This is a genomic window from Roseateles sp. GW821-FHT03B02, from assembly GCF_059421025.1.
In genome coordinates this window covers 101,179-118,236 of the sequence record NZ_JBWKUV010000003.1, presented here as the reverse complement: position 1 = coordinate 118,236, position 17,058 = coordinate 101,179, and the positions used below count along the sequence as shown (strand labels likewise).

Annotated in this window: 18 protein-coding genes; 9 read left to right on the top strand and 9 right to left on the bottom strand. The window is 70.0% G+C overall.

Features of this window, described 5'->3' with window-relative positions; genetic code table 11:
• Nucleotides 1-114 precede the first annotated feature (114 nt).
• From purE to AC07VX_RS10315, 4 genes are read left to right on the top strand one after another with little or no spacing between them, the layout of a single operon-like run.
• A complete protein-coding gene (purE, locus tag AC07VX_RS10330) occupies nucleotides 115-579 on the top strand; it encodes a 5-(carboxyamino)imidazole ribonucleotide mutase (RefSeq protein WP_493165024.1) in 465 nt (154 codons plus the stop codon).
• On the top strand, nucleotides 576-1,739 hold the full coding sequence (locus AC07VX_RS10325; RefSeq protein WP_493164633.1) for a 5-(carboxyamino)imidazole ribonucleotide synthase: 1,164 nt from the start codon (nucleotides 576-578) through the stop codon (nucleotides 1,737-1,739). Before purE ends, AC07VX_RS10325 begins: the two co-directional genes overlap by 4 nt.
• Complete coding sequence (locus AC07VX_RS10320) at nucleotides 1,739-2,725, top strand: L-threonylcarbamoyladenylate synthase (RefSeq protein ID WP_493164632.1); 987 nt, start codon at nucleotides 1,739-1,741, stop codon at nucleotides 2,723-2,725. The genes AC07VX_RS10325 and AC07VX_RS10320 overlap by 1 nt, the downstream gene beginning before the upstream one ends.
• Before the next feature lie 25 nt (nucleotides 2,726-2,750).
• Nucleotides 2,751-3,710, top strand: a complete 960-nt coding sequence (locus tag AC07VX_RS10315; RefSeq protein WP_493164631.1) for an SGNH/GDSL hydrolase family protein — start codon at nucleotides 2,751-2,753, stop codon at nucleotides 3,708-3,710.
• A 118-nt stretch (nucleotides 3,711-3,828) separates the two neighbouring features.
• On the opposite strand, the gene AC07VX_RS10310 is transcribed toward AC07VX_RS10315, so the two are convergent.
• Nucleotides 3,829-5,583: a long-chain-fatty-acid--CoA ligase gene (locus AC07VX_RS10310; RefSeq protein WP_493164630.1), complete on the bottom strand. Its 1,755-nt coding sequence runs from the start codon at nucleotides 5,581-5,583 to the stop codon at nucleotides 3,829-3,831.
• Between the two features lie 94 nt (nucleotides 5,584-5,677).
• The gene (locus tag AC07VX_RS10305) at nucleotides 5,678-6,355 is read right to left on the bottom strand and encodes a DUF8198 family protein (RefSeq protein WP_493164629.1); all 678 of its coding nucleotides are present in this window, start codon (nucleotides 6,353-6,355) and stop codon (nucleotides 5,678-5,680) included.
• Nucleotides 6,356-6,423: 68 nt separating this feature from the next.
• On the opposite strand from AC07VX_RS10305, the gene AC07VX_RS10300 reads away from it, so the two are divergent.
• Entirely contained in the window at nucleotides 6,424-7,281 is an 858-nt protein-coding gene (locus AC07VX_RS10300; protein WP_493164628.1) for an esterase/lipase family protein, read from the top strand.
• On the opposite strand, the gene hppD is transcribed toward AC07VX_RS10300, so the two are convergent.
• Nucleotides 7,233-8,372 carry a 4-hydroxyphenylpyruvate dioxygenase gene (gene hppD, locus AC07VX_RS10295; RefSeq protein WP_493164627.1) on the bottom strand — a complete coding sequence of 380 codons (1,140 nt, stop codon included), beginning with the start codon at nucleotides 8,370-8,372 and terminating at the stop codon, nucleotides 7,233-7,235. The two genes, AC07VX_RS10300 and hppD, sit on opposite strands and share 49 nt — an antisense overlap.
• Before the next feature lie 112 nt (nucleotides 8,373-8,484).
• Nucleotides 8,485-9,264, bottom strand: coding sequence for a substrate-binding periplasmic protein (locus tag AC07VX_RS10290; RefSeq protein WP_493164626.1), 780 nt, complete (start codon nucleotides 9,262-9,264; stop codon nucleotides 8,485-8,487).
• Nucleotides 9,265-9,318: 54 nt separating this feature from the next.
• Here AC07VX_RS10290 and AC07VX_RS10285 point away from each other — a divergent pair, with 54 nt between their 5' ends.
• The 3 genes from AC07VX_RS10285 (at nucleotide 9,319) to AC07VX_RS10275 (ending at nucleotide 11,093) form a co-directional block, all read left to right on the top strand.
• The gene (locus AC07VX_RS10285) at nucleotides 9,319-9,801 is read left to right on the top strand and encodes an Lrp/AsnC family transcriptional regulator (RefSeq protein WP_493164625.1); all 483 of its coding nucleotides are present in this window, start codon (nucleotides 9,319-9,321) and stop codon (nucleotides 9,799-9,801) included.
• A gap of 47 nt (nucleotides 9,802-9,848) precedes the next feature.
• Nucleotides 9,849-10,367 (top strand): RNA polymerase sigma factor, encoded by a 519-nt coding sequence (locus tag AC07VX_RS10280; protein WP_493164624.1) that lies wholly within the window; start codon nucleotides 9,849-9,851, stop codon nucleotides 10,365-10,367.
• 84 nt (nucleotides 10,368-10,451) lie between these two features.
• Complete coding sequence (locus tag AC07VX_RS10275) at nucleotides 10,452-11,093, top strand: PEP-CTERM sorting domain-containing protein (RefSeq protein WP_493164623.1); 642 nt, start codon at nucleotides 10,452-10,454, stop codon at nucleotides 11,091-11,093.
• On the opposite strand, the gene AC07VX_RS10270 is transcribed toward AC07VX_RS10275, so the two are convergent.
• From AC07VX_RS10270 to fusA, 5 genes are all read right to left on the bottom strand, one after another.
• The gene (locus tag AC07VX_RS10270; protein WP_493164622.1) at nucleotides 11,078-11,920 is read right to left on the bottom strand and encodes an HDOD domain-containing protein; all 843 of its coding nucleotides are present in this window, start codon (nucleotides 11,918-11,920) and stop codon (nucleotides 11,078-11,080) included. The two genes, AC07VX_RS10275 and AC07VX_RS10270, sit on opposite strands and share 16 nt — an antisense overlap.
• A gap of 68 nt (nucleotides 11,921-11,988) precedes the next feature.
• A complete protein-coding gene (locus AC07VX_RS10265; protein WP_493164621.1) occupies nucleotides 11,989-12,225 on the bottom strand; it encodes a hypothetical protein in 237 nt (78 codons plus the stop codon).
• A 78-nt stretch (nucleotides 12,226-12,303) separates the two neighbouring features.
• Nucleotides 12,304-12,495 (bottom strand): hypothetical protein, encoded by a 192-nt coding sequence (locus tag AC07VX_RS10260; protein WP_493164620.1) that lies wholly within the window; start codon nucleotides 12,493-12,495, stop codon nucleotides 12,304-12,306.
• 332 nt (nucleotides 12,496-12,827) lie between these two features.
• Nucleotides 12,828-13,409, bottom strand: a complete 582-nt coding sequence (locus AC07VX_RS10255; RefSeq protein ID WP_493164619.1) for a hypothetical protein — start codon at nucleotides 13,407-13,409, stop codon at nucleotides 12,828-12,830.
• Between the two features lie 55 nt (nucleotides 13,410-13,464).
• A complete protein-coding gene (gene fusA, locus AC07VX_RS10250) occupies nucleotides 13,465-15,531 on the bottom strand; it encodes an elongation factor G (protein ID WP_493164618.1) in 2,067 nt (688 codons plus the stop codon).
• A gap of 71 nt (nucleotides 15,532-15,602) precedes the next feature.
• On the opposite strand from fusA, the gene AC07VX_RS10245 reads away from it, so the two are divergent.
• The gene (locus tag AC07VX_RS10245) at nucleotides 15,603-17,027 is read left to right on the top strand and encodes a M28 family metallopeptidase (protein ID WP_493164617.1); all 1,425 of its coding nucleotides are present in this window, start codon (nucleotides 15,603-15,605) and stop codon (nucleotides 17,025-17,027) included.
• The last annotated feature ends 31 nt before the right edge of the window (nucleotides 17,028-17,058 follow it).

Below are 17,058 nucleotides of genomic sequence, written 5' to 3'. Positions count from 1 at the left end.
GGCCCGAACGGGAGGTGGAGCCCCGGCTTCTACAATTCAAGGCTTTCCTGAGCTCCGGAGCCTGCCTTGTCTATCTCAGCCCCCTCGAACCCGGACGCCGTCATCGGCATCGTCATGGGCTCCAGCAGCGACTGGGAGACGATGAAGCTGGCGGCCGAGATTCTGACCGAGTTCGGCGTCGGCTTCGAGGCGCGGGTCGTGTCGGCCCACCGCATGCCCGACGAGATGTTTGCTTACGCCGAAGCCGCCGCGGGCCGCGGGCTGAAGGCCATCATCGCCGGCGCCGGCGGCGCTGCCCACCTGCCGGGCATGCTGGCGGCCAAGACGACGGTGCCGGTGCTGGGCGTGCCGGTCGCCAGCCGGCACCTGCAGGGCGTGGACTCGCTGCACTCCATCGTGCAGATGCCCAAGGGCATCCCGGTAGCGACCTTCGCGATCGGCAACGCCGGCGCGGCCAACGCGGCGCTGTTCGCCGTGGCCATGCTGGCGACGTGCGATGCTGTGCTGCTGGCCAGGCTGAATGCCTTCCGCGCGAAGCAGACGGCGGCCGCGCAGGCCATGACCGAGGATCTGCGTTGAGCGCGCTACTCCCGGGCGCCGCGACGCTGGGCGTCCTCGGCGGCGGCCAGCTGGGCCGTATGTTCGTCCACGCGGCTCAGGCGCTGGGCTACCGCTGCGTGGTGCTGGACCCGGATGCCGTCAGCCCGGCCGGCTCCGTCGCCGAAATACACGTCAAGGCCGACTATCTCGACCCGGTGGGCCTGGCCCAGCTGGCGCGCGACTGCGACGCCATCACGACCGAGTTCGAGAACGTGCCGGCCGTGGCGCTGCAGACGCTGGCCGGCATGCGCATCGTCGCGCCGGCCGCGGCAGCCGTGGCCGTCTGCCAGGACCGCGCGGTCGAGAAGGCGCATTTCGAGGCCGCCGGCGTGCCGTGCGCGCCGTACGCCGTCATCACCAACGACATCGAGCTGGCCGCCGTCGACCCGACGCTGCTGCCCGGCATCCTGAAGACCAGCCGCATGGGCTATGACGGCAAGGGCCAGGTGCGCGTGGGCACGGCTGCCGAGCTGGCCGAGGCCTGGGCCAATCTGAAGCGCGTGCCCTGCGTGCTGGAGCAGCTGCTGCCGCTGAGGTTCGAGCTCAGCGTGCTGGTGGCGCGCGGCGCGGATGGCCAGATGGTCAATTACCCCGTCCAGCAGAACCTGCACCGCGGCGGCATCCTGGCCGTCACCGAGGTGCCGGCGCCCGACGTGCCGCCCGAGGTGGAGAAGCTGGCCGTGGCCGCCGCCCGCCAGGTGGCCGAGGCGCTGGGCTATGTCGGCGTGCTCTGCATCGAATTCTTCTGGCTGGACGACGGCCGCCTGGTCGTCAACGAGATGGCGCCGCGGCCGCATAACTCCGGGCACTGGACGATGAACGGCTGCGACATGTCGCAGTTCGAGTTGCAGGTGCGGGCCCTGGCCGGCCTGCCGCTGCCCGAGCCGCGTCAGCATTCGGCCAGCGTCATGCTGAACCTGCTGGGCGACCTGTGGTTCGGCGAGGAAGGCGGCCCGACCCCGCCCGCCTGGGACCGCGTGCTGGCCCTGCCGGGCACGCATCTGCATCTCTACGGCAAGTCGGACGCACGCCACGGCCGCAAGATGGGCCACCTGAACATCACGGCCGAGACGCCCGAAGCGGCGCATGCCGTTGCCGTTCAGGCCGCTGCCATCCTGGGCCTGCCCACGGATTTCTGATGTCCGCACTGCCCGGCAACGACGCTGACGCCGTCCAGTCCGCCGCCCGGCGCCTGGCGGACGGTGAGCTGCTGGGCCTGCCGACCGAGACCGTCTATGGCCTGGCCGCGCGGGCCGACCGGGACGTCGCCGTGGCGAAGATCTTTGCCGCCAAGGGCCGCCCGGCCGACCATCCGCTCATCGTCCACGTGCTGGACGCTGCCGGCGCCGAGCCGTTTGCCGACCACCTGCCCGACACCGCGCGCCGGCTGATGGATGCCTTCTGGCCCGGCCCGCTGACCGTCATCGTGCCGCGCGCGTCCGGCGTGGCCGAGGCCGCCGCCGGCCGGCAGGCCACCGTGGCGCTGCGCTCGCCGGCCCATCCGGTGGCCCGCGCCGTGCTGGCGGCTGCGCGCAAGCTGGGTGTGCCGGGCGTGGCCGCCCCCAGCGCCAACCGTTTCGGCCGCGTCAGCCCGACGCTGGCCCGCCACGTGGTCGAGGAATTCGGCCCCGGGCTGATGGTGCTGGACGGCGGCGCCTGCGAGGTGGGCATCGAATCGAGCATCGTCGACTGCAGCCGCGAGCGGCCCGCCCTGCTGCGGCCCGGGCTGATCAGCCGCGCCCGCATCGAGGCGGCGCTGGGCGAGGCCCTGGCCGAGCCCGACGCCGCCGCGCCCAAGGCTTCCGGCACGCTGGCCGCCCATTACGCACCCAGCGCCCGCGTGCGCCTGCTCGACGCCGACCGGCTGGCTTTACTTTTTGCGACAGCGGCGGCCAGCGGGGGGCTGGAAGGGGTGGCGGTATATTCACGCGCCCAGCTGCCGGCCTGGCGCTGGCAGCCGCAGCCGGGCGACCCGGCGGCGGCGGCCCACGAGCTGTTTGCGGTGCTGCGGGCCCTGGATGCGGCCGGCGCCCGCGAGATCTGGGTCGAGGCGCCTCCGCGCGACCCGGCCTGGGATGGCGTGCGCGACCGGCTCAGCCGGGCCGCCGCCGCCTTCACCGATTGAGTTTTCCTGCCCTGAGTTGATCGTCATGCAACGTGTTGTCTCCAAGAAAATCAAGCGCGGCCTGGTCCTGGCCGCGGTCGCGGCGGCCGCGCTGATCGCCGGCTGCGGCGGCGGCAGCACGCAGCAGATCGACCCCTTCGCACCGACCCGCGTCATCGCCTTCGGCGACGAGAGCGGCACCATCCTGCAAAGCGGCAAGAAGTACGGCATCAACGGCCTGAACGCCGACACCAAGCTGGTGGACTGCCGCCTGAACCCGAACTGGAGCCAGATCCTGGCCAGCGGCTTCGCCTTCGTCTACCCGCAATGCAACAGCGACTTCGTCGCGCTGCCCCAGGGCATCATGTACGCGGCGGCCGGCGTCAAGGTGGCCGATGTGCGCGACAAGATCGACCAGCACCTGTCCAACGACCGTTTCGGCCCCAAGGACCTGGTGTCCATCATGGTCGGCGTCAACGACATCCTGGAGCTCTACCGCCAGTTCCCGGCCCAGAGCCGCGACTCGCTGATCAACGAGGCCAAGGCCCGCGGCAAGCTGCTGGCCGAACAGGCCAACCGCATCGCCAATGCCAACGGCCGCGTGCTGGTGGGCACCATCTTCGACGTCGGCCTGACGCCCTTCGGCCAGAAGGAAAAGCAGCAGCAGACCGACATCGACCGCGCCATCTTCCTGGATGACCTGAGCACGGCCTTCAACACTTCGCTGCGCCTGAACCTGCTCAACGACGGCCGCCTGATCGGCCTGGTGCTGGTGGACGAGACCATCCAGCAGATCGCGCGCTTCCCCGCGGCCTTCGGCTACGTCAATGTGGTGGATGCGGCCTGCCGCAACGACGTCGCCCGCCAGGACTGCACGACCGATACCCTCGTTACCGACGCCAGCACCACGCAGTGGCTGTGGGCGGGCGACACCTTGCTGGGCCCGAGCGCACAGCAGCGCATCGGCACGCTGGCGCTGACCCGCGCCAGGAACAACCCGTTCTAGATTTAGCCCACCCCTACCGGCTTCGCCGGCCCCTCAAGGGGCACTCCGCGCTGCCCGGCTAAGCCGGATCAGCGGGAGTCGCTGGAGGGGCGGCCGGCCTTCGGCGGCCTGGCAAGGCTCAGGCGGTGTTGGTGCGCAGTTCTCTGCGCAGGATCTTGCCGACGTTGCTCTTGGGCAGCTCGTCGCGGAACTCGATGAACCTGGGCCGCTTGTAGGCCGTCATCTGTTCGTGGCAGTAGGCGGTCAGGTCTTCCTCGGCCAGGGCCGGGTCGCTCTTGACGACGAAGAGCTTGACCGCCTCGCCGGACTTGGCGTCCGGCACGCCGACGGCGGCGCACTCGAGCACGCCGGGGTGCATGTTGACCACCTGCTCGATCTCGGTCGGGTAGACGTTGAAGCCGCTGACCAGGATCATGTCCTTCTTGCGGTCGACGATGCGCACATAGCCGCGCTCGTCCATGATGCCGATGTCGCCGCTCTTGAAGAAGCCGTCGGCGTACATGACGTTGGCGGTTTCGTCGGGGCGCTTCCAGTAGCCGGCCATGACCTGCGGGCCGCGGATGCAGATCTCGCCGCGCTCGCCGATGGGCACGTCGCGGCCGTCGTCGTCGCGGATGGCGATTTCGGTGGACGGCACCGGCAGGCCGATGCTGCCGTTGAAGGCGCGCTGGTCCAGCGGATTGATGGTGGCCGCCGGCGAGGTCTCCGACAGGCCATAGCCCTCCACCACCGGGCAGCCGGTGACCTTGAGCCATTTCTCGGCCGTGGCCTGCTGCACGGCCATGCCGCCACCGTTGGAGATGACCAGCTCGGAGAAGTCCAGGCGCGAGAAGCCCGGTTCGTTGGCCAGCGCGTTGAACAGCGTGTTGACGGCCGGGAAGATGTGGACCTTGTGGCCGCGCAGGGTGTCGATGAAGCCGGGGATGTCGCGCGGGTTGGGCACCAGGATGTTCAGGTGGCCCATGCGCGCACCGAGCATGAAGCAGGCCGTCAGCGCGAAGATGTGATACAGCGGCAGCGCGCAGACGTTGGTGAACTGCATGTTCTGGTCGGGCAGCCTAGCCAGCATGGGCTGGAACCAGGCCTCGACCTGCAGGATGTTGGCGACGATGTTGCGGTGCAGCAGCGTCGCGCCCTTGGACACGCCGGTCGTGCCGCCGGTGTACTGCAGGAAGGCGACGTCATCGGGGCCGAGTTCGGGCTTCTTCAGATGCAGGCGCTCGCCGTGGCTCAGGGCCTCGTTGAAGCGCACCACGGTGCGGCCGTCGCCCACGGGCAGACGGAACTCTGGCACCATCTTCTTCAGGTGGCGCACGGCGAAGTTGATCAGCGGGCCCTTCCACCAGTTCAGCAGGTCGCCCATGGAGGCGAGCACCACGTGCTTCACGTCGGTGGCGGCGATGACCTCTTCCAGCGTGTGCGCGAAGTTCTCCAGCACGACGATGGCGCGGGCGCCGGAGTCCTTGAGCTGGTGCTCCAGCTCGCGCGGCGTGTACAGCGGGTTCACGTTCACGACGACGAAGCCCGCGCGCAGGATGGCCGCGATGGCCACGCCGTACTGCAGCAGGTTGGGCATCATGATGGCGACGCGGTCGCCCTGCTTGAGCCCCTGGGCCTGCAGCCAGGCGCCCAGCTGCGTGGAGAGCTGGTCGATCTCCGCGAAGCGCATGCGCTGGCCCATGCAGATGGCCGCGTCGCGCTGGGCGTGCTTGCGGAAGGCCTCGTTCAGCAGGTCCACCAGCGAGCCGTAGACGCCGGTGTCGATCTGCGCTGGCACGCCGGCCGGATAGCTGGCCAGCCAGGGCCGATCGTGCGAGGTGAGGCGTGAGCTCAGCACGGGGGCGTCATCCAGGGTGGCAACGGCGGCGGTCATCGGCGGGCCTCGGCGGAGAAAGGTCGCTGATCTTGTGTTCCGCCGTGTAACCCGACTAGGGGACTTGCCCTACGTCGCGGCGGCGACAAGACATTCAGTTACCGCTGAAGAGGGCGCGCGCCAGCGCGTCCTCGCGCTGCTTCACCGTGGCCAGGAATTCGCCGGCACCCTTCATGGCACGGAAGGTGTCGAAGCCGCTTTCGAGGAAGCTCTGCAGCGCGCCCAGCCCCGCCATCTGCGCCGGGCCGCGCATCAGCCTCAGCGTCTGACGCAGCAGCGGCTTGCGCGTGAGCCGGTCCAGCGACTGGCCCACGGCCATCGTCAGCTCGATCTGCTGCTGGCGCGAGTCCGGCTCGCCGCAAGCGCGCCAGGCGATGCCGTACCCGGCCGGCGTGATGTCGGGCGACGGCAGGAGCTCGGCCATGCGCGTGTCCAGGCGCTCGGACAGCGCGTGCAGTCGGGCCAGCCGGGCCACCGTCTCGACGACCTCCTCGGGGAAGAGGCGGGTCAGTGTCGGGATGACGCGGGCGAACTGGGCGTCGCGCTGCTGGAAGTCGTCCGGCCCGTAGAGCTCGTGCAGGAAGAAACGTGTGGCTGCCTCGTAGCGCGGGTGGGCGAGCAGGTCGGCGTAGGTGTCGGCGAAGCGGCGCTGCTGCCAGCCCTTGAGGGCCTGGACGCGCGCCTCGAGCACGGGGTCGGCAGCGCGGCGGGCGCGTTCGGCATCGACGGCACGCAGCTCCTTCAGCAGGGATTCGGCACTCAGTTCATCCATGGGGCCCGATCATTCTGCCCGCTTAGACTGGGGCGATGAACGGGAGGCTGCAGAGGATCTGGGTGCTCATGCGTCTGGCGCTGGCGCTGGCGGTGGGATGGTTGGCCGGCTGGGGCTGGGGGCTGCTGACGCTGGGGCTGCAGAGCCTCGTGCTGGCCTGTGGCTTCATCCAGCTGCGCTGGGTGAACCGGCCGGCGCCCGGCTGGGGCCAGTTGCTGCGCGCCTGGCTGGGCGAGGCCATGGCCAGCGAGCTGGCGTTTTCCTGGCGCCAGCCCTGGTGTGAATGGGCCGAACCCGACCACCTGCCTGCGGGCGCCCCGGCTGGCGTGCTGCTGGTGCACGGCTTCTCCTGCAATCGCGGGCGCTGGAACGGCTGGATGCGGCGGCTGCGCGCGCAAGGCGTGGCCTTCGTCGCACCGTCGCTGAAGCCGGCCTTCGGCAGCATCGACGCCTATGCCGACGAGATCGAGGCCGGCGTGCAGAAGCTGAAGACGCTCACCGGCCGCATGCCCGTGCTCTGCGCCCACAGCATGGGCGGGCTGGCACTGCGCGCCTGGTGGCGCAAGTTCGGCACCGACCACGAAGCGCCGCACGCCATCACGCTGGGCTCGCCCCACCAGGGCACGCGCATGGCGGCGCTGGGCATCGGCGTCAACGCCGCGCAGATGCGCCAGGGCAGCGCCTGGCTGGCCGAGCTGCCGGGCCTGCCGGACGTGGACTGCTTCTGGACGCCGTGCGACCAGGTCGTCAACCCGGCCGAGACGGCCATCCTGGGCGGCTCACGCGCGCACCGCGTGGACGGCGTGGGCCACATGGGCCTGGTTCATTCGGACCAGGCCTGGGGACTCCTTCAGGAGGCCCTTCGTGCCTCGTGCCTTCAGACCGCCTTGGCCGGCTCGTCCTTCAGCACGCCGCGGCGGATCTGATCCAGCTCGATGCTCTCGAACAGGGCCTTGAAGTTGCCCTCGCCGAAGCCCTCGTTGCCCTTGCGCTGGATGAGCTCGAAGAAGATCGGGCCGATCACTTCCTTGGTGAAGATCTGCAGCAGCAGTTCGTTGTCGGCGCCCAGGTGGGTGGCGCCGTCGATGAGGATGCGCAGGCGGCGCAGCTCGTCGACCTTCTCGCCGTGGTTGGGCAGGCGCTTGTCGATGAGGTCGAAGTAGGTGTCGATGGTGTCCTGGAACTGGACGCCGGTGCTCTTCATGCCTTCGACCGTGCCGTAGATGTCGGTGGTGCCTAGCGCCACGTGCTGGATGCCCTCGCCGTGGTACAGGTCCAGGTACTCGGCGATCTGGCTCTTGTCGTCGCTGCTCTCGTTGATCGGGATGCGGATCTTGCCGCAGGGGCTGGTCATGGCCTTGCTCTTCAGGCCGGTCAGCTTGCCCTCGATGTCGAAGTAGCGCACCTCGCGGAAGTTGAAGAAGCGCTCGTAGAACTCCGACCACTCCTTCATGCGGCCGCGGAAGACGTTGTGCGTCAGGTGGTCGATCTCGGTCAGGCCGTGGCCCGCCGGGTTGGCGTCCACCGGCTGGCCGTCGGCACCGAGCAGCGGCACGAAGTCCACGTCGTAGATCGAGATGTTGCCGATGGCGCCGGCCTTGGCGCCGCCCTTGCCCTGCCAGCGGTCGACGAAATAGATCAGGGAGTCGCCGATGCCCTTGATGGCCGGGATGTTCAGCTCCATCGGGCCGGCCTTGTTGTCGAAGCCCCAGGCGCCCAACTCCAGTGCGCGCTGGTAGGCGTGGGCGGCGTCCTGCACGCGAAAGGCGATTGCGCAGATCGACGGCCCGTGCAGGCGGGCGAAGCGCTGGGCGAAGGAGTCGGTCTCGGCGTTGATGATGAAGTTGACGCCGCCCTGGCGGTAGAGCGTCACCTTCTTGTGGCGGTGCTTGGCGACGGCCTTGAAGCCCATGGTCTCGAACAGCTTGCCGAGGGCGGCCGGATCGGGGGCGGCGAACTCGATGAACTCGAAACCGTCGGTACCCATCGGGTTGTCCCAGGGCGTGAACTTGGCCATGTCTGCCTCGCGAGGTGAATGTCGGAAGCTGAAAATTCTGCGGCGCCAGGCTCGCAGAATTCATGCAAATTTTGGCGCCGCGCCTTGATCTGGCGCAGGAATCGTGCGTTCGTCAGGGCGGCGGCGCCGGCCATTCGGTCAATCCGTAGGCGGCCAGGATGGCTTTCAGGCGGCCGCTGCGGCGCAGCTTGGGCATGCCGTCGTCGAACAGGCGCGCGTACTCCTGCGCCTTGGGGTGGCCCGGCGAAATGGCCATGTAGGCATAGCTCGGCGTCTCGCAGCCGGCCACGCGCGCAGCCAGGGCGGGATGCTGCTTGAGCGCGTAGGCGACCAGGCTCTCTTCCTCGATGAAGGCGTCCAGGCGGCCCAGTTGCAGCCGTCGCAGCATGCGCTCGGTCAGCCCGTCGCCGGTGTGCACCTCGAAGCGCTGCGGCGCGGCCTTGATCGCGGCGTCCAGCGTCGCGCCGTAGGCGTAGTCGCGGATGATGCCGACATGCTGCAGTTGCGCCAGGCTGGCCGCGTCGCGGTAGATCCAGCGGCTGTCGGCCCGCACATAGGCGCAGTAGCGGTTGCGCGAGATCGGCTGCGCGGGGAAGACGAAGTCCGGTGCCTCGTCCCGGGCGGTGGATGGCGTGGCCGCGTAGGTGCCGGCGCGCACGTCGAGCAGCGCGCGGCTGTAGTTCTCGTTGACCAGGCGCACATGGTGACCGGCGGCCGTGAAGATCTCGCGCACGATGTCCACCGTGAAGCCCTCCTGCGCCGCGCCGGCCTTGCAGCTGAAGGGGCACCAGTAGTCTGGCGAGGCCAGCACGATCTCGTCCGCCCGCGCCAGCGGCGCGGCGGCGGTGAACAGCAGCAGGGCCGCCAGGCGTCGAAGGTTCGGGGGTTTCACGGGATTCGAGACTTTAGGCGGCCCCAGGCGCAGGAAGGCTGCACAATTTCCCGCATGGACGCCTCCATCGAGCTCGACGCCATCGACCGCCGCATCCTGCGTGCACTGCAGACCGATGGCCGCCTGACCTACGACGCGCTGGCCGCCGAGGCCGGGCTGTCGTCGTCGGCCGTGCTGCGCCGCGTGCGCCGGCTGGAGGAGGCGGGCGTCATCGCGGCCTACGTGGCCCTGGTGCCGCCGGAGCGCGTGGGTCTCGGGCTTACGGCCTACCTGAACGTGCGCCTGGAGAAGCAGACCGACAACCCGTTGCGCAATCCGCGCGACCTCTTCCGTGCCGCCGTGCAGACCTGGCCCGAGGTGGTGGAGTGCGCCGCGCTGACCGGCGAGATGGACTACCTGCTGAGGGTGCTGGTGCAGGACATGCAGCATTACGCCCGCTTCATCAGCGACACCCTGCTCAAGCACCCCAGCGTGCAGGATTGCAAGACCAGCTTCGTGCTGGAGCGGCTGAAGAACACGACGGCCGTGCCCGTCTGAAATCACCCGGGTTGAACCGGGAAGGCGGCCGGTGGCATTCACCGGCCATGACGGCGGTCGACCCGTTCTCCCCCCACCCCGATCCCGGCCAGATGCTGGGCTGGCTGCCGCGACTGCGGCGCTACGCCCGCGTGCTGCGGCGCAACCGCGAGGACGCCGACGATCTGCTGCAGGACACGCTGGAGCGCGCCTGGTCGCGCGCCGGCCTCTGGCAAGAGGTGGGCGACATGCGCACCTGGCTGTTCAGCATCATGCACAACCTGCACGTCGATGCGCTGCGGCGCGGCCGGCTGGAAACGGTGGACCTGGACGAGCAGGCGCCCGAGATCCCCGTCGCCGCGGCCCAGGCCGAGCGCCTGATCCTGCGTGACCTGCAGAAAACCCTGCTGGCCCTGCCCGAGGAGCAGCGCGAGGTGCTGCTCCTCGTGGCGCTCGACGGTCTGGGCTATGCGGAAGTCGCCCAGGCCCTGGGTATTCCCATGGGCACCGTCATGTCCCGCCTGTCGCGCGGCCGCGAGCGCCTGCGTCACCTGATGTCGCAGGAGGCCCGGCGGTCGAAGTTCTAGAGGGGTGGGGAATAGCCCGCCGGGGCAACCGTCCATGCAGGGAGGCCGCATCGGCCCCGTCAACTAAATCCTTGTGGAGTCAGCATGCGCCTTCTCGTCTCGATCTCCGCCACCCTGGCCCTGCTTGGCCTGCCCCTGGCCAGCCAGGCACTCGATGGCATCACCGGCCCCAAGGGCGACTTCCTCGTCACCTTCGCCGGCAGCATTGCCAGCAGCGATCTGGATGTGCTGAGCGCCAGCGTCTTCTACAACGCTTCCACCGATGTCTTCACGCTGACGGCGACGCTGGACGGCAGCGTTGGCAGCACGGCCACCGGCTTCTACGTCTGGGGTGTCAACCGCGGCGCTGGCACGACCGGCTTCAGCAGCCTGGGCCTGAACGGCGTGCGCTTCGACCGCGTCATCATCCTGCGCCCCGATGGCACGGGCACCGTGGCCGGCGTCGGCGCGCTGCCGGCCGGTTCCGTGACGATCAGCGGCAAGACCATCACCGGCGTCGTCAGCGGCAGCCTGCTGCCCGGCACCGGCTTCACGAACAAGCTGGACTACACCTTCAACCTCTGGCCACGCGACGGCGCCTTCGCCGGCAACGCCGCCATCTCGGACTTCGCGCCCAACAACGCCAACTTCACGGCAACGGCGGTGCCGGAGCCCGGCACCGCCGCGCTCGGCGCGCTGGGCATGGCCGCGCTGCTGGCCTGGCGCCGGCGTCAGTCGAAATCGTGAAGCAGCTTGAGGGTGTGGGCTTCGCCGAGGTTCAGCAGCATGGCGATGTCGTGCAGGTCGTCCGGCACGCCGGCATTGTCCCAGCCCCGCGCGGTGTGCCGCGCCAGGCGCACGGCCAGCTGCACGCAGCGCACCTGCGGGTCGCGGCCGTCCTTCTCGCTGGTGATGCGCGTCAGCAGCTCGGGCAGGTGCCAGCGCCGCATCAACGCCTGTTCCAGGTCGCCCAGCGTGATGCCCAGCATCTGGCGCTGGGCGGCGGCGCTGCGCAGATGCCGGTCGGCCTCCTGCAGCGCGGCGATCTGCAGCGCCAGGTCCGGCGCATGCACCCACAGCAGCATCTCGGCGAAGTCGTGCAGCAGCGCGGCGCTGTGGATGATGGCGGCATCGGGGTCGGCCCGGTGGGCGGCAAAGCCCAGCGCGAAGCGCGAGGCGCGCTCGGCACGCTGCAGCACGCGCGACAGGCCGAGCAGGGCCTCCTCGTGGTCGGCCAGTACGGCTTCCAGCGTCGGCTGCGGGCCGAAGGCGCGGAAGAACGGCGAGATGCCCGTCAGCACCAGGGCCGCGGTCACCGTCTCGGCGTCGGCCCGCAGGCCGGCATTGCGGCTGCGGCGCTGTTCGCTGGCGTGCACCAGCACCTTCAGCGTCATCAGCGGATCGGTGGCGATCATCTCGCCCAGGCCATGGGCGTCGACATCGTCCTCCGTCGCGCGCATGTGCTCCAGCGACTCGGCCGTTTCGGCCAGCACCGGGATCTCGGCTCGCGCGAAGGCATCCACCCAGGCATCCAGGCTGGGCAGCGGGGCGGTCAGGCGCAGAGTCTCGGCCATGATGGCTGGATGCTAGGCCCGGGCGGGGCCGCCTGCTCGTCGGAGGCGGCCCCGATTTGCGGCTCAGTTCACAGCCTGCGCACGCCTTCCAGCTGGGCGATCAGTTTTCCGTCGACGTAGAGCGCCCCTTCGGGCGCGCCCGCTTCGGCATAGAACTCCAGGTGATTGCGGGCGCGGCGGCGGCGGTAGGCCTGCGAGAACACCAGCTTGACGGCACGGGCGGCGCGCTTGATGCGTTTCCAGCGCAGGGCCCAGGCATCGTGGGTTTCGGCGGCGTCGGGGCCGCGCAGTTCGATCAATCTCATGAGGGTCTCCTTGGCACCTTGCCGGCGGCCCTCATCACATGGATCAGGCATGGATGAGGCCGGGGCGGTGCGCTTGTGTCAGGGGCTGTCGTCGGGGAAGCGCTCGCGCAGCAGTCGTCGCAGATCCAGGCGGGCCTGCTGGCGTTGGGCGCGGGCGTCGTGCGGGCTCTGATGTCGGCCGGCCTGGCGTTTCAGGGCCGGCGCGACGAGCGGATTGCGCGGTTTGCGCAGGTTCAGTTGCATCGGACGGGGAGAGGTGAACTGGGGCATGGCGTGCTCCGGTTGAAGCCGCGCGCGGCGCGGCGGGCAATGCAGCGGCTCGACCCGGGAGGGGCCTGCGTCTGCGCGAAAGGGAACGGAGTGCCCGGGGCTTGCGCTCGAGACAAGCTGGCCGGGCGGGTCAGGGGTTGGTGTGCAACCTCGCTGCGACGCCTGGGGACTGCAACGTCACAACTTGCGCAAATGATAAACAAACGTTGATCTTGCGCAAGCGGTTTTTATCCAACATCCCTAATCTGGAGGGATCGGCCTGTCCACTGACGGATGTGCAGATCGATCTGCGCAAGCCGGCGCATGCCGCCCGACTCGCGGGCCGCCTGCGCTCAGCGCTTCTTGGCCTTGAGCGGCGCGATGCCGGACTGCAACCTGCGCCACTCGTCCAGCTCGGCCTGGGGGCTGGGCGCGGCCGGTTTGGGCGCTGCGCGAGGCGCGGCGGCAGGCTCGGGCGTCAGCACCTCGCCGAGCAGATCCAGCAGCCGCGTGCGGGCGCGCTGCGGGTGGCGGCGGTAATAGGTGAGGACGAGACCGATGATGAAGCGCTCGTCGTCGTCCTGCGGCATGCTGGGCGGCGTCTGCGCCGGGGCAGTGGCCGGCGCCAGTGCGGCGGCCATGCTGGCCAGCGGAGCGGGCGCCGGGGCTAGGCCGTGCTCGATGTCCATCCAGCCCGGCGGCTTGTGGCAGAGCTGCTCGAACTGCCGCGCCAGGCGCTCGCCGATCTGCCGCGAGCGGCCCTTGATCTGGCTCCAGTAGCTGGGCTGGATCTGCAGGCGCTCCGCGAAACGGCGCTCCAGACCGCGCAGGGTGGCGGCATCGGGGTGTCTGACGGTGGCGCTGACGAACTCTTCGAACAGCCGCATCGCGTTGTCCAATCGGATCTGCGCGACGTCGCGGGGGGCGCTGGGCATGGGGCGCAATGATAAATGAGCGTTGACCAACGCCCCTTGCCCCGGCGCGCGGGGCTCAGTCGACGTCGTCGCCCGCCTTGTAGGCGCCAACCAGGCTGGTCTGCGTGTTCGGCGGCACCGCCTCGTAGTGCGACAGCAGCAGCGTGTAGCGCCCCTCGCCGGCCGTCATGGCATTGAGCCTGGACTGGTAGCTCGCCAGCTCCGCCAGTGGTGCCAGCCCTTGCACGACCAGGCTGCCCGGCACGGCCGCCCGCGTGCCGTTGACCTGGCCGCGGCGTGAGGCCAGGTCGCCGGTGATGTCGCCGATGCTGTGCTCCGGCGCCGTGATCTCCACCTGCACGATGGGCTCCAGCACCAGGGGCCGGGCCTCGCGCACGGCCTCGATCAAGGCGCGGCGACCGGCGGTGACAAAGGCGATTTCCTTGCTGTCCACCGAGTGGTGCTTGCCGTCGTAGACGACGACGCGCAGGTCCACCAGCGGGTAGCCGGCGATGACGCCGCTGGCCAGGCCTGAGCGCACGCCCTTCTCGACGGCCGGCATGAACTGGCCCGGAATCGTGCCGCCCTTGACCGCATCAACGAACTCGAAGCCCGCGCCGCGCTCCAGCGGCTCGATGCGCAGGTAGACCTCGCCGAACTGCCCCGCGCCGCCGCTCTGCTTCTTGTGGCGGTAGTGGCCCTCGGCCGGCGCCGACACCGTCTCGCGGTAGGCGATGCGCGGCGGCTCGGTGACGACCTCGCCCTTGTAGAGCTCGCGCAGCCGCTCCAGCAGCAGGCGCAGGTGCAGCTCGCCCAGGCCATAGACCAGGGTCTGGTGCGTCTCGCCGGCCTGCTCGATGCGCAGGCAGGGGTCTTCGTCCACCAGCCGGCTCAGCACTTCCCAGAGCTTCTGCTCGTCGCCGCGGCGCGCAGGGCTGATGGCCAGGCCGTGCACGGGCGTCGGGAAGTCCAGCGGCTTGAGGAAGATGTGCTCGTCCTCCTGCGCGTCGTGCAGCACGGCGTCGAAGGCGATGTCATCGACCTTGGCGACGGCGCACAGGTCGCCCGGCAGCGCCTCGTCAATGTCGACGTGCCTGGCGCCCTGCAGCATGAAGAGGTGGCCCACGCGGATGGGCTTGCGCGCGTGCCCGACGAACAACATGCCGCCCTTGGCGACGCGGCCCTGGTGCACGCGCATGACGCCCAGCTTGCCGAGGTAGGGGTCGGACACGATCTTGAAGACGTGGGCCAGCACATGGCCGGCCGGGTCGGGGCGGGCTGGATACGGCTGGGGCTCGGTGCCCTTGCCCTCCAGGAAGGGCGGCGGATTGCCCTCCGCCGGGTTGGGCATCAACGCCTCGATGGCCGCGAGCAGCTCGGCGATGCCCGCGCCCGTCCTGGCCGAGCAGAAGCAGACCGGGATCAGGTGGCCTTCGCGCAGCGCCTGCTCCAGCGGCGCGTGCAGTTCGCGCGGGTCGACATCGCCGTCGGTCAGGTAGCGGTCGACGAAGGCCGCATCCACTTCCACGACCTGTTCGACCAGCGCGCGGTGCGCCTCGGCCACGGACGAAAAATCGGCCTCTAGTCCGTCGGGAGGAGAGGCCGCGAAGAAGCAGTCGGCGACGCGCCTGGCCCCCTGGGCCGGCAGGTTCAGCGGCAGGCATTCCTTGCCGAACACCTCGCGGATCTGCGCCAGCAGCGCGGGCAGGTCGGTGTCCGGGCAGTCGATCTTGTTGACGACGATCAAACGCGCCAGCCCGCGCTCGCCGGCGGCGGCCAGCAGGCGCTGGGCCATCAGCTCGATGCCGTTCTGCGCATTGATGACGACGATGGCCGTGTCCGCCGCCTCCAGCGCCGGCAGGGCCTGGCCGACGAAGTCCGGCGCGCCGGGCGTGTCGATGGCGTGCACGCGGATGCCGCCGTGCGTGAAGTGGGCTAGGCTCGATTGCAGCGAATGCCCGAGGCGCTTCTCCAGCGGATCGTGGTCGCTCACCGTGCTGCCGCGCTCGATGCTGCCGGCCTGCGGGATGACGCCGGCATGCGCCAGCAGCGCGTCCAGCAGCAGCGTCTTGCCGGCTGCCGCCGGGCCAACCAGCGCGACCGTTCGGATCGCGCTCACTCGTGAATCCAGGCCTTCGCTCATCTGGCAGCCCTCCTCGGTGGCAGCGCCAGCGTAGAAGAACCGGCCCGGCCCGGCAAGGGCAGAATCGTTTCATGCATGCCCCATTCGCTTCAACCACGGCAACACTCGCCCTCGCCCTGTCCTCGCTCGCCAGCGTGGCCCAGGCCCAGCCCCTGCCGGCCGACGAACTGAAAGCCATGCTGGCCGAGGTCAGCCCGGCGCGCATCGAGGCGCGCATCCGCCGGCTGGTGGGCTTCGGCACGCGGCACACGCTGTCCGACATCGGCTCCGACACCCGCGGCATCGGCGCCGCGCGGCGCTGGATCACGGCCGAGCTGTCGGCCTGCAGCAAGGCCGCCGGCGGGCGGCTGCAGGTTGAGGAGCAGAGCTTCATCGAACCGGCCGGCAACCGCGTCGGCCAGCCCACCGAGCTCGTCAACGTCGTGGCCACGCTGCCCGGCCGCGGCGCGAGCAAGGGCCGCGTGCTTGTCGTCAGCGGCCACTACGACTCGCGCAACAGCGACGTGATGGACTCGCTGGGCGAGGCCCCCGGCGCCAACGACGACGCCTCGGGCACGGCCGCCGTCATGGAGCTGGCCTGCGTGATGGCGCGGCGGCAGTTCGACGCCACCCTCGTCTTCATGGCCGTGCCGGGCGAAGAGCAGGGCCTGCTGGGCGCCGCGCAATGGGCGCGCGAGGCGCGGGCGGCGAACACCAACGTCGAGGCCATGATCACCAACGACATCGTCGGCAGCTCGCGCGGCGACGCCGGGCAGCACGACGCCAGGCGCCTGCGCCTCTTCGCCGACGGCCTCGATCCCCTCGTGCGCCTGTTGATCGCCGCCAACGCCAACCGCCCGGCCAGCGATGCCGACGCCAAGGCCATCGCTGCGATGCAGGCCGAGCTGCTGCCGCTGCTGCAGGCCGGCGGCAGCGAGGACCTGCCCACCCACCAGCTCGGCCGCCACATCAAGTCGGCCGCGGAAGCGGCCATGCCCGGTTTCACGGTGCAGCTCATCCAGCGCCGCGACCGCTATCTGCGCGGCGGCGACCACATCCCCTTCCTGGAGCGCGGCTATGCCGCCGTGCGCATCAGCGAGCCCTTCGAGAACTTCGCCCACCAGCACCAGAACCCGAGGACCGAGAACGGTGTCGTCTACGGCGACCTGCCCGAGTTCGTCGACTTCCCCTACGTGGCCGACGTGACGCGCGCCAACCTCGCCGGCCTGGCCACGCTGGCCTGGGCCTCGGCGCCGCCCAAAGGGGTGCGGCTGGACGCCCGCGAGCTGACCAACGACTCGACGCTGGAGTGGCAGGCCAGCGACGACCCCGAGCTGGCCGGCTACCGCATCGTCTGGCGCGACACCGACTCGGCCGCCTGGCAGCAGGCCAGGGACGTGGGCAAGGCCACGCGCGTGACGCTGCCCGTGTCCAAGGACAACGTCGTGTTCGGCGTGCAGGCCGTGTCGAAGAAAGGCTTCGCCGGCCTGGCCAGCTACCCGCTGCCGCGTCGCTGACCCGCCGTCGCCGTTCGCAAAACTTGCTTAC

Excerpts from the sequence above, each read along its gene's own strand:
- hppD (WP_493164627.1), bottom strand. The coding sequence starts at position 8,372 with ATGGCCAAGTTCACGCCCTGGGACAACCCGATGGGTACCGACGGTTTC.
- AC07VX_RS10245 (WP_493164617.1), top strand. The coding sequence starts at position 15,603 with ATGCATGCCCCATTCGCTTCAACCACGGCAACACTCGCCCTCGCCCTG.
- AC07VX_RS10320 (WP_493164632.1), top strand. The coding sequence starts at position 1,739 with ATGTCCGCACTGCCCGGCAACGACGCTGACGCCGTCCAGTCCGCCGCC.
- fusA (WP_493164618.1), bottom strand. The coding sequence starts at position 15,531 with ATGAGCGAAGGCCTGGATTCACGAGTGAGCGCGATCCGAACGGTCGCG.
- AC07VX_RS10270 (WP_493164622.1), bottom strand. The coding sequence starts at position 11,920 with ATGGCCGAGACTCTGCGCCTGACCGCCCCGCTGCCCAGCCTGGATGCC.
- purE (WP_493165024.1), top strand. The coding sequence starts at position 115 with ATGGGCTCCAGCAGCGACTGGGAGACGATGAAGCTGGCGGCCGAGATT.
- AC07VX_RS10285 (WP_493164625.1), top strand. The coding sequence starts at position 9,319 with ATGGACGCCTCCATCGAGCTCGACGCCATCGACCGCCGCATCCTGCGT.
- AC07VX_RS10260 (WP_493164620.1), bottom strand. The coding sequence starts at position 12,495 with ATGCCCCAGTTCACCTCTCCCCGTCCGATGCAACTGAACCTGCGCAAA.
- AC07VX_RS10265 (WP_493164621.1), bottom strand. The coding sequence starts at position 12,225 with ATGAGATTGATCGAACTGCGCGGCCCCGACGCCGCCGAAACCCACGAT.
- AC07VX_RS10275 (WP_493164623.1), top strand. The coding sequence starts at position 10,452 with ATGCGCCTTCTCGTCTCGATCTCCGCCACCCTGGCCCTGCTTGGCCTG.
- AC07VX_RS10255 (WP_493164619.1), bottom strand. The coding sequence starts at position 13,409 with ATGCCCAGCGCCCCCCGCGACGTCGCGCAGATCCGATTGGACAACGCG.
- AC07VX_RS10280 (WP_493164624.1), top strand. The coding sequence starts at position 9,849 with ATGACGGCGGTCGACCCGTTCTCCCCCCACCCCGATCCCGGCCAGATG.
- AC07VX_RS10315 (WP_493164631.1), top strand. The coding sequence starts at position 2,751 with ATGCAACGTGTTGTCTCCAAGAAAATCAAGCGCGGCCTGGTCCTGGCC.
- AC07VX_RS10300 (WP_493164628.1), top strand. The coding sequence starts at position 6,424 with ATGCGTCTGGCGCTGGCGCTGGCGGTGGGATGGTTGGCCGGCTGGGGC.
- AC07VX_RS10310 (WP_493164630.1), bottom strand. The coding sequence starts at position 5,583 with ATGACCGCCGCCGTTGCCACCCTGGATGACGCCCCCGTGCTGAGCTCA.
- AC07VX_RS10305 (WP_493164629.1), bottom strand. The coding sequence starts at position 6,355 with ATGGATGAACTGAGTGCCGAATCCCTGCTGAAGGAGCTGCGTGCCGTC.